16 protein-coding genes and 1 tRNA gene are annotated in these 14,948 nt (G+C 43.7%); 7 read left to right on the forward strand and 10 right to left on the reverse strand.

Features of this window, described 5'->3' with window-relative positions; translation table 11 throughout:
• Positions 1–22: 22 nt before the first annotated feature.
• On the reverse strand, positions 23–1,162 hold the full coding sequence (locus H6550_13455) for an efflux RND transporter periplasmic adaptor subunit (GenBank protein MCB9047134.1): 1,140 nt from the start codon (positions 1,160–1,162) through the stop codon (positions 23–25).
• 113 nt (positions 1,163–1,275) lie between these two features.
• Complete coding sequence (locus tag H6550_13460; protein MCB9047135.1) at positions 1,276–1,692, reverse strand: hypothetical protein; 417 nt, start codon at positions 1,690–1,692, stop codon at positions 1,276–1,278.
• A 252-nt stretch (positions 1,693–1,944) separates the two neighbouring features.
• Between H6550_13460 and H6550_13465 the strand changes: the two genes are divergently transcribed.
• Together H6550_13465 and H6550_13470 are read left to right on the forward strand one after the other, a co-directional pair.
• A complete protein-coding gene (locus tag H6550_13465; protein MCB9047136.1) occupies positions 1,945–2,451 on the forward strand; it encodes a DUF1572 domain-containing protein in 507 nt (168 codons plus the stop codon).
• A gap of 38 nt (positions 2,452–2,489) precedes the next feature.
• A complete protein-coding gene (locus tag H6550_13470) occupies positions 2,490–3,299 on the forward strand; it encodes an MBL fold metallo-hydrolase (GenBank protein MCB9047137.1) in 810 nt (269 codons plus the stop codon).
• Between the two features lie 171 nt (positions 3,300–3,470).
• Here the strand turns inward: H6550_13470 and H6550_13475 are convergent.
• Positions 3,471–3,543, reverse strand: a tRNA-Lys gene (locus H6550_13475).
• 374 nt (positions 3,544–3,917) lie between these two features.
• Here H6550_13475 and H6550_13480 point away from each other — a divergent pair.
• A complete protein-coding gene (locus H6550_13480) occupies positions 3,918–6,860 on the forward strand; it encodes a T9SS type A sorting domain-containing protein (protein MCB9047138.1) in 2,943 nt (980 codons plus the stop codon).
• Positions 6,861–6,949: 89 nt separating this feature from the next.
• Here H6550_13480 and H6550_13485 read toward each other — a convergent pair whose 3' ends face one another.
• The 3 genes from H6550_13485 to H6550_13495 all read right to left on the reverse strand — a co-directional run bounded on the left by H6550_13485 (position 6,950) and on the right by H6550_13495 (position 9,508).
• Positions 6,950–7,552 (reverse strand): carbonic anhydrase, encoded by a 603-nt coding sequence (locus H6550_13485; protein ID MCB9047139.1) that lies wholly within the window; start codon positions 7,550–7,552, stop codon positions 6,950–6,952.
• A 145-nt stretch (positions 7,553–7,697) separates the two neighbouring features.
• A complete protein-coding gene (locus H6550_13490; protein MCB9047140.1) occupies positions 7,698–8,015 on the reverse strand; it encodes a hypothetical protein in 318 nt (105 codons plus the stop codon).
• Positions 8,016–8,134: 119 nt separating this feature from the next.
• Entirely contained in the window at positions 8,135–9,508 is a 1,374-nt protein-coding gene (locus H6550_13495) for an MATE family efflux transporter (protein ID MCB9047141.1), read from the reverse strand.
• Between the two features lie 349 nt (positions 9,509–9,857).
• Between H6550_13495 and H6550_13500 the strand changes: the two genes are divergently transcribed.
• Positions 9,858–10,166, forward strand: coding sequence for a hypothetical protein (locus H6550_13500; GenBank protein ID MCB9047142.1), 309 nt, complete (start codon positions 9,858–9,860; stop codon positions 10,164–10,166).
• 9 nt (positions 10,167–10,175) lie between these two features.
• On the opposite strand, the gene H6550_13505 is transcribed toward H6550_13500, so the two are convergent.
• From H6550_13505 to H6550_13515, 3 genes are all read right to left on the reverse strand, one after another.
• Complete coding sequence (locus H6550_13505; protein ID MCB9047143.1) at positions 10,176–10,667, reverse strand: hypothetical protein; 492 nt, start codon at positions 10,665–10,667, stop codon at positions 10,176–10,178.
• Between the two features lie 164 nt (positions 10,668–10,831).
• Complete coding sequence (locus tag H6550_13510) at positions 10,832–11,479, reverse strand: outer membrane lipoprotein carrier protein LolA (GenBank protein ID MCB9047144.1); 648 nt, start codon at positions 11,477–11,479, stop codon at positions 10,832–10,834.
• A gap of 397 nt (positions 11,480–11,876) precedes the next feature.
• Positions 11,877–12,308 (reverse strand): DUF2141 domain-containing protein, encoded by a 432-nt coding sequence (locus H6550_13515; GenBank protein ID MCB9047145.1) that lies wholly within the window; start codon positions 12,306–12,308, stop codon positions 11,877–11,879.
• Between the two features lie 206 nt (positions 12,309–12,514).
• Here H6550_13515 and H6550_13520 point away from each other — a divergent pair, with 206 nt between their 5' ends.
• The 3 genes from H6550_13520 (at position 12,515) to H6550_13530 (ending at position 14,458) form a co-directional block, all read left to right on the forward strand.
• Positions 12,515–13,030, forward strand: coding sequence for a hypothetical protein (locus H6550_13520; GenBank protein MCB9047146.1), 516 nt, complete (start codon positions 12,515–12,517; stop codon positions 13,028–13,030).
• 247 nt (positions 13,031–13,277) lie between these two features.
• Positions 13,278–13,976, forward strand: a complete 699-nt coding sequence (locus H6550_13525; GenBank protein ID MCB9047147.1) for a hypothetical protein — start codon at positions 13,278–13,280, stop codon at positions 13,974–13,976.
• A 29-nt stretch (positions 13,977–14,005) separates the two neighbouring features.
• Positions 14,006–14,458: an isoprenylcysteine carboxylmethyltransferase family protein gene (locus H6550_13530; GenBank protein MCB9047148.1), complete on the forward strand. Its 453-nt coding sequence runs from the start codon at positions 14,006–14,008 to the stop codon at positions 14,456–14,458.
• A gap of 11 nt (positions 14,459–14,469) precedes the next feature.
• On the opposite strand, the gene H6550_13535 is transcribed toward H6550_13530, so the two are convergent.
• Entirely contained in the window at positions 14,470–14,901 is a 432-nt protein-coding gene (locus tag H6550_13535; protein MCB9047149.1) for a hypothetical protein, read from the reverse strand.
• Positions 14,902–14,948 lie beyond the last annotated feature (47 nt).

A 14,948-nucleotide genomic window follows, 5' to 3' on the forward strand; every position in this document is an offset into this window, starting at 1 on the left:
TCTTGCTTTTTCTGAATACTGATTATTCTGTAAATAATTTTAAATGTGACATTACCGACCTCGGCTCCTCGTACTTGTAGGATATTTTTTCTCCATCCCGTACCTTACGCAAGCCTTCCAGCAGTATTTTGTCATTATCGTTCAATCCTTCGGTCACGGCATATAAGTCCTGCATATCGGTACCGATTGTTATCTGCCTTTGCCTTACTACATTATTCTTGTCTATTACATAAACATATTTCCTGTCCAGTATCTCGAAAGTTGCTTTTTGAGGAATAAGAAGAGCATGCTTGAGCGGAACGGGTAGCAGAATATTACCTGTTTCGCCATGGCGCAGCAAACCATCCGGGTTGGGGAATGTAGCCCTGAAAGCGATGTTACCTGTTTCATTATTAAAATCTGCCTCGATCACATCCACAACGCCTGATTTTTCAAACACTTCGTTGTTGGCCATTAACAGGTTAACCTTTTGCAGGCTGTCATTTTTTATCTTGGATTTATAATCCAGGTACTCAGGTTCAGGTACATTGAAATATACCCACATCTTGCTGTTGTCAGACAAAGTGGTGAGCAGGTCCCCCTCGTCAACCAGGCTTCCCAGTTTCAGGTAGAAATGGTCGATGATACCGTCAAATGGCGCTCGTATCTCTGTAAACTGCAGATGCACCTGTGTCAGTGCCAGTTCAGCTTTGGCTTTTTCATATTTCGCCTTCGCCATAGCGAGCTCATTAGGCGCAACTACATTTTTATCAGCCAGGCTCTGCGTATTCTGCAGTTCTATTTCGGCAACTTTGGCCTCAGCCTGTGCACGTTGCATTTCGGCCTCGTATATTTTCGGCATGATACGGAACAGCAACTGTCCCTCTTTTACAAACTGTCCCTCGTCAATATAGATATTCTGCAAGTACCCTTTTTCCAGCGCACGCAATTCAATATGGCGTATGGACCGTATCTGGCACACATATTCTTTGACAATAGACGTATCTGTTCTCAATGTACTGGTAACTAAGAATTGGGTCTTCTCTTCCTTTTCTTTTTTACCTGACTTACAACTCGTTTGGCTCAACATCGCGCAAAAGCCTATGAAGATGAGAGCGCTCTTCACGATTAATTTGTTTTTCAACACAGTATGATTATTTAATTTATTTTTATTTGTCAGCATGTGACGATACACGCTTAAGCATTCTTAATCTGAATGATTGCAAACCGTAATTAACGGGACATTATTATGGAAGAACAGGCTATATGTAGCACAAGCCTGAAATAGACAGGGTATCAGACCCTGAAAACACGAAGAGTAATATACCTGTCCGTAGCGTAAAAAGAAAGGTGTTTACGAGACTGTAAGCATTCCGTGCTGATATTGTATGAATTTCCTTGTACAGGAGGGTAATATGTAGTAAAATAATCGTTCCTGGCAACTTGCTTCTTGATCGTGCCTACTTCCTGTATCTCATCCTCATTCTCCTCGGCTACTATCCTGTAAAATCTTTTGAATGAGATGACCTGGTTAAAATGCGAGCCCGCAGTCGCTCCGGCGTCGTGAGATAATGACGTGCCAGGTGATGGAGGAAGTTCCTTTTCTACTGAAGCAATACCTGCACCATCCAGTTGCGGTATAGCCTGTATAGAGCTATATACGTTCAACAGGAGCAGTGTCAGCGATAGAAATATTCTAAAGAGTTGCTTCATTGCGGGCGTAAAATTACGTAAAGTTGATTATGCAGGTATCTTATTAAATGTTAAATATTAGTGATTGTCGTTAGGTATAAACATACCTAAAGCGGTCGCGAAGGTAGCGCATAAATACATTAAACAGAAACAATTGCATAAAAACAGCCATAACATGATACCTCATGCTATTAATAACACTCAATAACCGGGAGCATAAATATCAATAGGCCATTTTGCCTATATTCATACTCATTAACAACTATTCTTCAAATGAACTTGTCAAAACAGATAGCCGGACATTTTGCAGAATTGCACCAGGGTGACAATTCAACGGGGGTAAATTACCGGGACACACTTTCTGATGTTACCTGGCAACAGGCAACAACCCAAATAGACGGACTTAACACCATACTTACGCTTACATACCATGTTCATTACTATACACGCATGATAACAGGCGTGTTGAAAGGTGGGCCATTAACGGGTAATGATAAACTGAGCTTTGAGCACCCTGCAATCAATTCGCAGGAAGAATGGAACGAGCTATTAAAAAATGTCTGGGCAGATGCTGAGGAATTTGCCAACCTGGTAGAAAAAATGTCCGATGAACAGTTTTTTGAAAATTTCTCAGATGGTAAATATGGAAACAACTACCGAAATATCGTAGGCCTGATCGAGCACGCCCACTATCACCTGGGGCAGATAGTACTGATAAAAAAGTTGATATCCCCGTCACACAGCCGGCACGATAGTACCTTGGGCGAAGCTACCTCCTGACGCGTATTTGTTTTTATGTCGTTATTTTGTAGCCGGGTATGTCTCTTTATACAGCATCTATTAACTCGGGTAGCAATGGCAACTGTTACTATATCAGCAACGGACAGGATGCCGTTCTGGTAGACGCGGGCCTGTCTTGCCGCGAAACCGAGATACGTATGAAAAAGATGGGGCTGAATATCTCTAAGGTGCGTGCCCTCTTTATTACACATGAACATACCGACCATATAAAAGGTGCGCAGTTATTGTCTTCACGGTATAAGATACCCGTTTACCTGAACCACAAAACACATTACAGCAGCCACCTGAAATTTAAACCCGAACTATATCGCCGTATTGAACACGAAGAAGTAATAAACGTGAATGGTATCACCGTAACAGGATTCAGCAAACTACACGATGCTGTAGACCCTTGCAGCTTTGTGGTACAATATGCAGGTATTACCGTTGGCGTATTTACAGACATCGGCGCTGTCTGCGACAACCTGGCCAGGTATATGCAGCACTGCCACGCTGCTTACCTCGAGTCGAACTATGACGAAGAAATGCTGGAGAAAGGCAGGTACCCAATCCACCTGAAAAACCGTATTCGTGGGGGATTGGGACATTTATCCAATAAGCAGGCATTGGACTTTTTCCTGGCGCACAAACCTGCACACATGACCCACCTCTTCCTTTCTCACCTCTCCAGGGATAATAACGACCCTGAGTTGGCATTGCAACTTTTCAGGCAACATGCCGGGGATGTACAGGTGCATGTAGCACCTCGCTACGGTTTCAGCGACACCTTCCACATCTCAACCGAAACTGCTGCCACGCAAAAGCTGAAACAAGCAACGTTGTTCTAACAACAAGAGCCTACTGGTGTGATTTATTTTGATTTTCCCTTATGCTTTCAAGCTACATTTTGCTGTAACAGGAACCCTTAGATTGGAATATATAGTCCTGTTTTTCTGAAATAAGGAAGACCATATACCGGAATAAATAACAAAAGCCGCCTCGATGAGGCGGCTTTTCAGTGATCCCGCTGGGACTCGAACCCAGGGCCCATACATTAAAAGTGTATTGCTCTACCAACTGAGCTACGGAATCGACCGTATGTTCATTTCTGAACGGGGTGCAAAGATAGGTAAACGTCTATTTTTTCAAAATCTTTTCTATAATTTTTTAGTTCATAATGTGTTGTCTATGGGTAGGGGATTTTGCTAAGAGCGGAAAAAAGCGCTATAAACCGCTCATTTAAATCAAGTTCTATCTATATAGTCATTGTCATATAAATATCATCGTTCTGTATTTTGTTTGTCAATTAACTGTTTATTAGGTAGTTTCGGCAACCTTTTTGGAACTATATTTTGTTTTGCAATCATATATATTCCTCCCCTTTCAACATTAAACCCCGGTTAAAAAAACGAGTCTTACCGGGATAAAGCAGACAATAAAACAAGTTATATAGTATAAAAGAAATAATGAAAAAACTAACATCTATCCTCAGCCTGTTGATATTTGGCGCAGGCATACAGGCATCTGCCGGCGAGCACGAAGAAGTGCATTCGCTTACATATTCGGTTTACCAGTCTTACCGGTTTATTCCAATGACTAACACCGATAAAGTACTGGCAACCCAGGAGCAGGCAAGGAAAATGTTGCCCGGCTGGAATGCAACGCCTGACAAACTCACAGGCATGTTCAGAGATATGTATGGCCCTGCGGCTATGGTACCCGGCAATACAAATATGGACAAAGCACAGAGATTTATGTCCGGCAAGCTCTCAGAAATGGGTGTAAATGCCGCTGAATGGATAAAAACAAGGGATATCTCGGTTTCGCATGCCTCATTTGTCAATTTCAAGCAAGTGATAAACGGACATGAGGTTGTACTCTCAGACCTGGCTTTCCGCTTTACCCCGGACGGCAGGTTACAACGTATTAAAATGAAGAACTTCGGCACACCCGCTGCCGGCTTGCAACCGGAATTGTCAGCGTCAGATGTGTTGAATGGCACTACTATCCTGGAAGGACTTGGTGGTGTGAACATCAGCGAGAAAAGGGTGGAACCCAACTGGGTGTGGTTCCCCATCCCCGCAAAAGGAGGTTATATCATGCACCCTGCATGGACCTTCGCCGTTAATGGTACCACCTCATTTGAAAAACCGGTGGAGTTGAGCGGATATATAGACGCGATTACAGGCGAATTACTGTATCGCAGCAACTCTGTAAACGAAACATTTGAGACTACGGTTGATGCACTGCTTTATATGATTAAGCCAACCAACCCAAGATCGGTAGAGAGGGTAAAACATATGACTGTAACGATAGCCGGTACAGACTACCTTACCGATGATACCGGTTTTGTAAGTGTTGCTTCAGCCAATGCACCGGTGAATGTGACATACAAAGTAAAGGGTCCGTGGTCTGACGTGCGAGTAAGTAATTCAACGCCTACGTTTACAGCTAACATGACCATATCGCCATCAGCACACAGCCTGCCGGTATCAGACAGTACCTCTTCCGACTTCAGGGCAGTTTCAGCTTTTTTTTATGTGAATGCGATCCACGACTACATGAAGTCAAAATGGCCGTCATTTACCGGCATGGATAATACGCCGCTGCGAACAAACGTGGATATCAATGGAACTGACTGTAATGCATATTATAGCAATGGTAATTATTCTATCAACTTCTACCCTCCACAGGGAGCGTCCTGCAGGGCATTCTCTACCGTTCCAGACATAGTCTTCCACGAATATGGCCACGGTATATCTTACAAGTTTTATGCCTCGCAAGGAACCAACTTCTCAAATGGTGCCATGGGCGAGGGTAACTCTGATGTCTGGGCTATGTGTATCAACCAGGATGGAGTAGTAGGTGAAGGCTCATATTATAACGGCGCAAACATACGCAGCTACATCGGCACACCGAAAGTTTACCCCGGGGACATAAAAGGTGAAGTACATGCCGATGGTGAGATAATAGCAGGTGCATGGTGGGACGTGGCCATTAATACAGGCAGCGGAGACACGATGGCTAAATTGTTCGCGCTCACATACTATGACACTCCCAATGGGCCGGATGGCACAGAAGGAGAAGTATATCACGATGTACTGATATCTGCCCTAATGAATGATGATGATGATGCAAACCTGGGTAATGGCACGCCACACTTCAGCCAGATAGTTGCTGCATTTGCACGACATGGTATATACCTGCTCAGCGATGCACAATTTGAGCACACTGAAGTGCCCCACCAACCCATCAACACAGCCGTTGCTATAAAAGGCAACCTTGTGTTGAGCAACCCCGCATTCTTTGATAAATTATTCCTCTTCTACCGCGACCGTTATGGCGCCGGCACATGGGATTCTGTAGCAATGACCAATACTACAGGTAATGAGTACGCGGCACAGATACCCGGCCTGCCGGGAGGTTCTATTGTAGACTACTTCTTCAAGGCCAACGATGCCATCCAGGCCTCTTCATATGGCTTACCGGGGGGCTACAGCCCGGCGGTAACATCTACGGAACTGACACTACCCTACCAATTTGGTTTTGGACTAAATGTTGGCAGGTATAAGAATGATTTCGAGGGCGCAATAGATGGATGGGAATTAGGACTTTCTACCGATGACGCATCTGATGGTATATGGGAACAAGGCGTTCCGGGCGGCACAACCTCCGGTGGTCAGCAAGTACAAACGGACAAAGACCATACTACAGGTACAGGCAAGTGTCTCATCACCGGTAACGGTCAGCTCTTCGGCTCCGTATCTGACGATGATGTAGACAACGGGTTGACCACTGCCCGCACTCCTGTTTTCGACCTCCCTTTCTACGAGCCCGTGATAGAATATTACAGGTGGTACAGCAATGACAGAGGATCGAATTCTAACGCCCGCAGCGACTATTGGACTGTTGAGATCCGCACACCTAACAGCGGACTGTGGAAACGTGTTGATTATACTAAGGAATCTGACCAGAGATGGAGAAGAAGAGTTTTCAGGGTGAGCGAATATTTACCTGGTGCCAGTGCCATTCAAATGCAGTTTATTGCAGAAGACCGGAAGATCGGCACATTATCAGGCAATGGGCAGAATGTGGTGGAAGCCGCTGTTGATGACTTCCTGATATACGAAGGTGCTCCTGCCGGGGTTGAAAATACAGGCTTGGCTGTCCAATCAAAAGTATACCCGAACCCTGCCGACAATATGGTTCATGTTACAGTACCTGGCGGGAGTAATGGCAGCATCAACTTATATGACATCACAGGCAGAACTATCAGTATTACGAATGTGACCGACGCTAAGATTGAGTACGGTATCAACACCAGAGACCTTCCTTCCGGCACATATATGATACTAATACAGACACAATATGCTGTACAGAATACCACAGTCGTAGTAAGCCACAACTAATTGCATTGAGCCCGTACACATCCGGGCCGGGCAGACATAAAAAGAGACGGGATACATAATGTATCCCGTCTCTTTTTATTTACCAGAAATCAATCTAGGAAATTCACCTCACCTGTAGCAATATCATACATCGCGGGAACGATGCCTATTGTTCCCTGCTCCAGCAGATTACGAATGACATCACTCTGTTTTTTTATCTCGTCTACCGTATGATGCACGTTCAATGTAGCTACCTGGTCAACAAAAGCCGTATTCTTGCTGTTGCGTTCTTCTGTAAATGTTTTTTCCATCTCCACCGCGGGTTTTATCTTGCTCAACAGGGCAGACAAATGCCCCAGTTGGACACTGTCGCAAGCACCTTTTATGGCACCACAACTTGTATGGCCTAAAACCACTATAAGCACACTACCAGCTACTGCCGTTGCAAACTCAAGACTCCCTAACACATTCTCAGAAATAACATTTCCGGCTATACGTATGCTAAATATATCGCCAAGTCCCTGGTCAAATATAAGCTCGGCAGAAGTTCTTGAATCCATACAGCTGAGTATAGCCGCAAATGGCCATTGGTCATTCTTGGTCGCATTTACCTGCTCCAGCAAATCCCTGTTCAGTTTCAGATTGTTCACAAAACGGTAATTACCCTCTTTCAGCAAATCCACGGCTGCGGATGGAGTGAGATCATGAGATATTGCTTCTATTATATGTATTTGTTTCACTATTGTCTTTATTGATAATATTTACTTAATAAATTTCGGTAATTGTAAAGCGGAGACGCAGCATCGCCGGTGTCATGCCTCATGGCATAGACCCTGTATATCCATCCGCGCAATTGTGTTACGCGACTAAGTAAATATTATCCGGGGGAGGTGTAATGATATTAGGTGCATACATATCTGGAATATGCTCTGAGTATGCTCGGGTTAACGAGGAAGGCAGTGCCGGTTGAAACCCCGATATTGAACTGTATATACAATTGGTGTACAGGCCAGGCTCCAATTTCAGATCGCCGGATGAGTAGTCTTCACTTTCGTATGCTGCATCCTGTACTTCTTCCGTCACGAAACCTTTGTAAAAGAGTCTGCCCAACTCTTTTACAGGCAACACCTGGAAAGAAAATAACAGTAACAGGAAGCCCGCAAACCATTGTTTCATTGCGTGCAAAAATACACATTACAAGCATGTAATTATCAACCAAATTGCTAACAAGACTGTTATTTTTACCTGACAGGAAAGTTAAATACTCCTTCCGGGATAGAGAAGGAGTATTATTATTACACTTTTATTGATTTCCACTTGCCGCGTCTGAATAGCATTATACCGGCTATAGCCATAGCACTTTCAGCAATGGCTACCGCTGAGAATACACCTTTAGGGCCCAGTTCAAGAACAATAGACAAGGTATACGCCAATGGTATCTGGAAAGCCCAGAACCCCAATAGATTAAGTATCGTTGGGGTACGGGTATCCCCTGCCCCGTTAAACGACTGGGATATGACCATCCCATACCCGTAGAACATATAACCCATACAGATATAGCGCAGGCACTCTATGCCATACTTTAATACTCCCGGCTCGGTTGAAAACAGGGACACCAATTGCCTTGCAAAAACGAAGAATACAATTGCTATTGAGCATAAGAACAACATATTGAAAAATGCTGACCGCCAGGCTGATCTTTCAGCCCTGTCGGGTTGCTGTGCGCCCAGGTTCTGCCCTACCAGTGTTGCGGCGGCATTGGCCATACCCCAGGCCGGCATTATGGTGAATGCGATAATACGGATACCTATCGTATATCCCGCCAGGGCCTCGTTGCCAAAATGAGCAATGATACGCACCAGGAATATCCAACTGGCAGATGCTATCATGAATTGCGATGTAACCTCTGCAGCCATTTTCAATACATGTGTCATTAAAGGCCCATCAGGAGAGAGGTGTCTGCGCAATATGCGCAGAATACCCTTACCTTTTGCCAAATGATATAGCTGGTAGCAGACACCCGTGCCCCGGCCTATAGTAGTTGCAATTGCAGCACCTTTCAAACCCATACCCGGAATGGGTCCAAAACCATATATAAGCAACGGGCATAGAACAATATTCAATCCGTTTGCCAGCCATAACGAACGCATAGCGATAGCCGCATCTCCAGCACCACGAAAGACGCCATTGATCAGGAACAACATAATGATAACAATATTGCTGCCCAACATGATCTGTGCATACCTGTAGTTAGCTTCTACAAGTGCTTCGCTGCCCCCCATCATCAACAGCAGGTCTTTTGCAAATATCACTCCTGATATACTGAGCAAAAGGCTTAATGCTATACCTACGTAAATGGCTTGCATGGCCGAATGCGCTGCGCCGTCGGCATTCTTCTCCCCCGTACGGCGGGCTACTACCGATGTCGCCCCCATACTCATTCCCCATGCTATTGAATAAACGACCATCAACATAGATTCTGTAAGTCCAACCGTAGCAACAGCGTCTTTTCCCAACCGGGCTACAAAGAATACATCTACGATGGCAAATAATGACTCCATGGCCATTTCCAGTATCATTGGAACTGACAACATAAATATGGCCCTGTCGATACTGCCGGTAGTAAATTCTTTTTCTCCACCGGCAACAGCGGTTTTCAACAACCGCATAATATTAATAATACGTGATGAACGAACACGTTGAAACATGATAACAATATATTGTATGTAAAATAATAGAAATACTGCAACGCGAAACACACATTGCATCAGAAGATCCTATGTTTCTCGCCCGGGCGCGTCGGGCGGAATGCTTAATTCACCATAGTTCGTAGAATGATGAGCAAATATATGTGTATTTTCATTACAAAATGACCGATGATTATTTATCACGATTAAAAACGCATTTAAGTTTACCAGTCAACCTTTTATCCCTGCGGTTAACCGATTGTTATTGGCCTATGTCATATGTCCATGTTATCCGTAAACAATTATTAATTTGCAGTAAAGAACTATACATATGTGGATTAAGATCACCGCTCTAGAACAGTTAGAGGCATTACATGAAGGTTCGCTAGTAGCTATATATCCCCTACAGGGCGCACCCAGAGCTGAATTTGACGACAGCGACCCTGACCAGGTAGCCCAGCGTTTAGTGTCTGAGAATGACAAGAATACCAAGATGATCCATACCACATCGTTACAACGCAAGGAAGAAGCACATACGATTACATCAAGTGGCATGGGGAGTATGATACTCGGGTCGGGTTATGTAAACTATGCTGATATTATTGAGGCCGGAATATGGTGGATACAACAGGGTCTATAACATCCCCTACTAATTTCGCCTGAAATAATAATCGCAACCATCCAGGTAGCTGGAATAGAATACTACTTCATCATTACAAAGAAGTATGTGCCCATGCAGGTATTTCGACTTTGCAGAAGTTACAATATCCCATGTATTGTTGTCAATCTGTGACAACTTCCATGTGCCTTCTGATTCCACAGTTCCGTTTTCGAACAACTGGTAATTGCCGGCATCTTTAAATATAAGTACCACCTGTTTATCAGCAGCAATTACCTCGCTGTAATTCCAATAGCAACTACTACTTATCCATACCCATGTACCTTCCAGGTTTTTATTTATCTGGGAAGGGAAAGGATTGCTGTTGTTATGACAATCCCATATCCTGCTGATATCAAAATCAGAGCCTGCGCCTGCCGGTGTAACTTTATCAGCCTTCTCTTTTTTGCAGCCAGGAGATATGGCTATCAATGTAAATACGGCTAAACAAGCCAGCGTTGTATAAAAAACAGTTCTGAACATAACCTGGAGATGTATTGCAATTTATGGCTTTTATGACGGACAAAAAGGGTGATATATTGACAAGTCTATATTTATGACATTGTTGTGAGATAAAAAAGCAGGGCCGCCAAGAAAGGCAGCCCTGTGTTACATACTCTGCGGTTGCCCGCGAACATTCTTCAGGTTTACCTCAGGTCTATCACCTCAACACCGGGATGCTTTTTTGCATCGAAGGTGAAGGTGGCGTCTGTTACCGTGTTTGAATTGATAACATAGTTGCTGATGTCGTAACGGTAGGTGTTACCATTCTTTTCCCATACCTGGCCACCCATGATGTTATTAGACTTATCTACAGACATCTGCACTTTCGTGAACATCTTGTCCGCATCTTTGGGTGTCAGTTCGATAATATCGCAAACCTTGCCGTTAATTTTGCGTTCGCCGGCATACTTATAGTTATATTCTTTTTCTACAAACCCGTTGGTGAACAATTTGGTAGGAGAAATGGTCTGAGCGTCAGGATTATACTCCGTAACCTGCACCTCGTTGGTAGCCTGTATATAGGTCCATACGGTTTTATTGTCGCAAATGATCTCCTGCCCGGCTATATTTACCCTGTATTTCGGGCCTTTCATCACAAAAGTGCCTTTTTTCTTGTCGTCTACGCCGCCACCTTTCAGCTCCAGCGAGAAGTCGGCTTTTACTGTTTTGGCGCTATTTATCTTCTTGTAAGCAGCATCCAATACTTCCTTTGCTTTTTTATCTGCCTGTGCATAGGCCGACTGCAAAATAACGCCCATTGCAAGGGCACACAATATCAATATTTTCCTCATCTGTTGATCCTTGGTATAAATATAATAAACGATATGGTTCGGAGGTAGGGGTGCAAAGGTAATGCCAGTAAACCAAAAAGTTATGTTATTTATGGTGGGATGCTGATGTTCCGGGCAGCGAACGGGTCATTTTGTTTCTTTTTGTTCCCAATTTTGCCTGATAATAACTGTTTTGAATCTAATTGTCTGAATCAACCCTGATAACTATCGGGATATAGCATTTTGTTAAGTATTGTTAAGTGAATAATGATTGTTTTAGTCTTAACGAACTCGTAAGCTCAGTTGTTGATCAATACGCACTTTTCTGTAGTGTTTCCACGATGTCAAAGAACGGCCAAAGCCGAAGCTCTACATTACAAATATAGGTATTTTTGACATAATCGACAAATTGAAGTGATCAGAGGTAACGCATTTTTACCGTCACATTCTTAGGTGTTGCTTCTTCTAAAATGAATTTGAAATTTTTGTATTGGGGCATGCTAAGACCGGAATGGTAGTAATCGGAAAACCCAAAGCCTTCTTTGGGCATGTGTACTATGTTATAGTCCATCTGTTTGTTATTGTTCTCATCGTCTAACAGGGAGATGCCATACTCACCCGCAGGTAATGTAACGCGCAACACCAGGATACCATTTGTTTCTTTCTGCTTGGAGTAGGTGAGTATCTTATATGGCTTTTTATTATGAAAGTCCTCTTCACCTGTATATACGTGCAGGCGAATACTGCCTTTGTTGCTCTCCAGGTTTTTGATAGTAACCACTACTTCCCCTGCATAGCTGAACAATGGAGTGAACAATAAGGCGACAAACAGGCATTTGATCATTTTCATAAACGCAATAACAGCTTAATAAACAAGCAGTTGAATACAAGCAATATTACATGAAACTGTGCAGGACTATTGTGACAAAACTGTTAAATGTGGTATTTACACCCGGCAGTGCCAGGTGTAAATACTGTTTTTCGACGGTGATATAACGGTGCCGGTGCCATAATTGATTTTGCAGCTTTGTGTTGTCAGAAAAATGTTTGCAAACAGTGGATACCGGTTACCACTCAAAAAAAACGGGCCTGGCCTGCACAGGGTATGCAAAGCAGGAGGCGTTATCTGAAAAGCCGACAGAACAGAGTAGGAAAATAATACCTGATTTTATGAGCGAAACAAGATTAACTGTAACGATCACCAATCCTTTCAGTACACCCGTAACATGTTCACAGTCTAATGACGTATGTTCCAACTCAGCCTGGGACAACCTGACCCCGGGTACAGTAATACAACCCGGCGCCAGCGGAACGTTCACATCACAGTCTAACGACAGGATATTTTGCGAGTGGACAGATGCTAACGGTGGTGTCTTTCAAATGGCCATGACCAGCCCCAAATCATCCAGCAACTCGGCCTGTGGCATCACACCAAGGGCAGGGCTGCAAGCCTATGAAAGGCATGGCACCCCGGTAGATTTTACCTTCATACTGGGGACCGCCAATAAAGCCGACTGGGACAATGGTTCTGAGAACCAGGGGAACATTATAGCCTGGGGTGCGTGTTCATAACAAGACCCAGTCTATAAGATAACTCTATCAAAACAAGCAAATTTATTATCCTCAAAGACCTGTTTACCAACCGGTAAATATAGGACGAAAGAAAGCCACTCAATGAGTGGCTTTTCGTTTTATGTCATATGCAGTAGCCGGGGCTTTTAACAAAAAAACAAGTAACCCACTCTACAGTATTGTGTAATTTAACATTGTGGAACCCGTACGGAAATATTTCCTTTTACTGTTATTACTGACCTCCGACATGGCCTGTTACAGTCAACCTAGACAGTCGAACTACTACAAGGTTGAACGGAAAGAGCTGCATTATGCCAACAAGCAGAGCGACAATACGGTAAGCTACCCCTTGCTGACGGGAGAGGAACATCGAGATGTTCTGAAGACTATAAACCAGTTCCTGCAGAACAAGTTTGTACCTACAGACAGCGTGATACAAAGCATCACGTCAGCCGATGATAAAGAGGAAGAAGATGATGATGACTGGCATGAACACATAGAGGAGTTTTTTGGTGTAGAAGATAGTACCAATAAGTACTTATGCATCTCGTATAACTACACTGCTGACGCGACAGGAGCAGCACATGGCAGCTGGTGGAGTGAATATTACCACTTTGATATGCAGACCGGGAAACAACTAAACTTCAACGACCTTTTTGAAGATGGCATATATGATGTTATCCGAAAAACTATTCTTGCAGATTTTACTTTCCTGCCTAAAGAAAGGATTGATACATTTGACGCACATAGCCTGGTGTTTCAATTCTATATTGCGACCCGCGATTGTGACGATAACGGGAGCTGCCTGGTAATATATTTTCCGCCCTATACCGATGTGGGTGACCTATCAGGAGCTGGTTATATTGGCATGAACTACACGATAGCAGAAAAAGAATACGCACCTTTTGTTAAAAGTAAATGGAAAGATGAGCTAACAGATAACTAACCAACAAAAGACATTTGTAAATTAGTGGTATGAAGCCCCCCCGGGATATAGTTTTAGTGTCCATACAGGCTTTCCTGTTATCTATCTACCTGTTTCGCTTACCGGAAGTGGATATGCACTTTGACAGCACTATCCGTTATTCGGGGCTGGCAGTTTCTGTTTTGGGTGGTATAATAATTATTTACGCCATTATTACATTAAACAACAACCTGACGGCCTTTCCAACTCCTAAAAGCAATGGGGTACTCATCACACGGGGCTTATATAAATATATCCGCCATCCTATTTACACTGGTATCTTGTTGCTTACATCCGGCTATGGAACTTATTCTGAAAATACACTGCGGCTATGTGTGAGCGTGGGGTTACTTATACTCTTTTTATATAAGGCACGGTACGAAGAAAGCCTGCTCAGAAATAAGTTCCCAGAATATGGCAACTATATCAAGCAATCAGGAATGTTCCTGCCAAAGATATTCTGAAGGGCGTGATATTATTGTGCAGATGTATCAGTGGACGCGGATGTTGTCTTAGGTTTAAGTGAGCCCCTAAAAGCAGTCAGTACAATAACAAGGACACCGGCAATAGCTATTGCCGGTTGCAGCCAGCTTACATATCCTATCATAGCCACCTGCACTGCTATCCATATCAACATAGTACCGCCGGCCATAAAAGAGGCTCTTCTGTTGAAACTGCGTCCTGTAAAGTTGAGTATTGCCGCTACGAGGCTGCTGCCACCTACCACCGTAAATAATACAAGTGCAGGAATAAAATAGTTTTTGAAAGGAGTGCCTTCCAACCATTCAACCGGCACCGCTTCAGCACCTGCCATGCCATACCAGCCGCCACCAAAAGCATTCAGAGCCACTATGAGCAGTATTGCACCTGTTGTGTACCTGGTTGCCTTATCTTTTCCGGATAACATACTCCTTAGATTTTAGTTATAGCAAAGCTGCTGCAAGTATGGGTAAA

The organism is Chitinophagales bacterium (genome assembly GCA_020636495.1).
Classification (GTDB): Bacteria; Bacteroidota; Bacteroidia; order Chitinophagales; family Chitinophagaceae; genus UBA5543.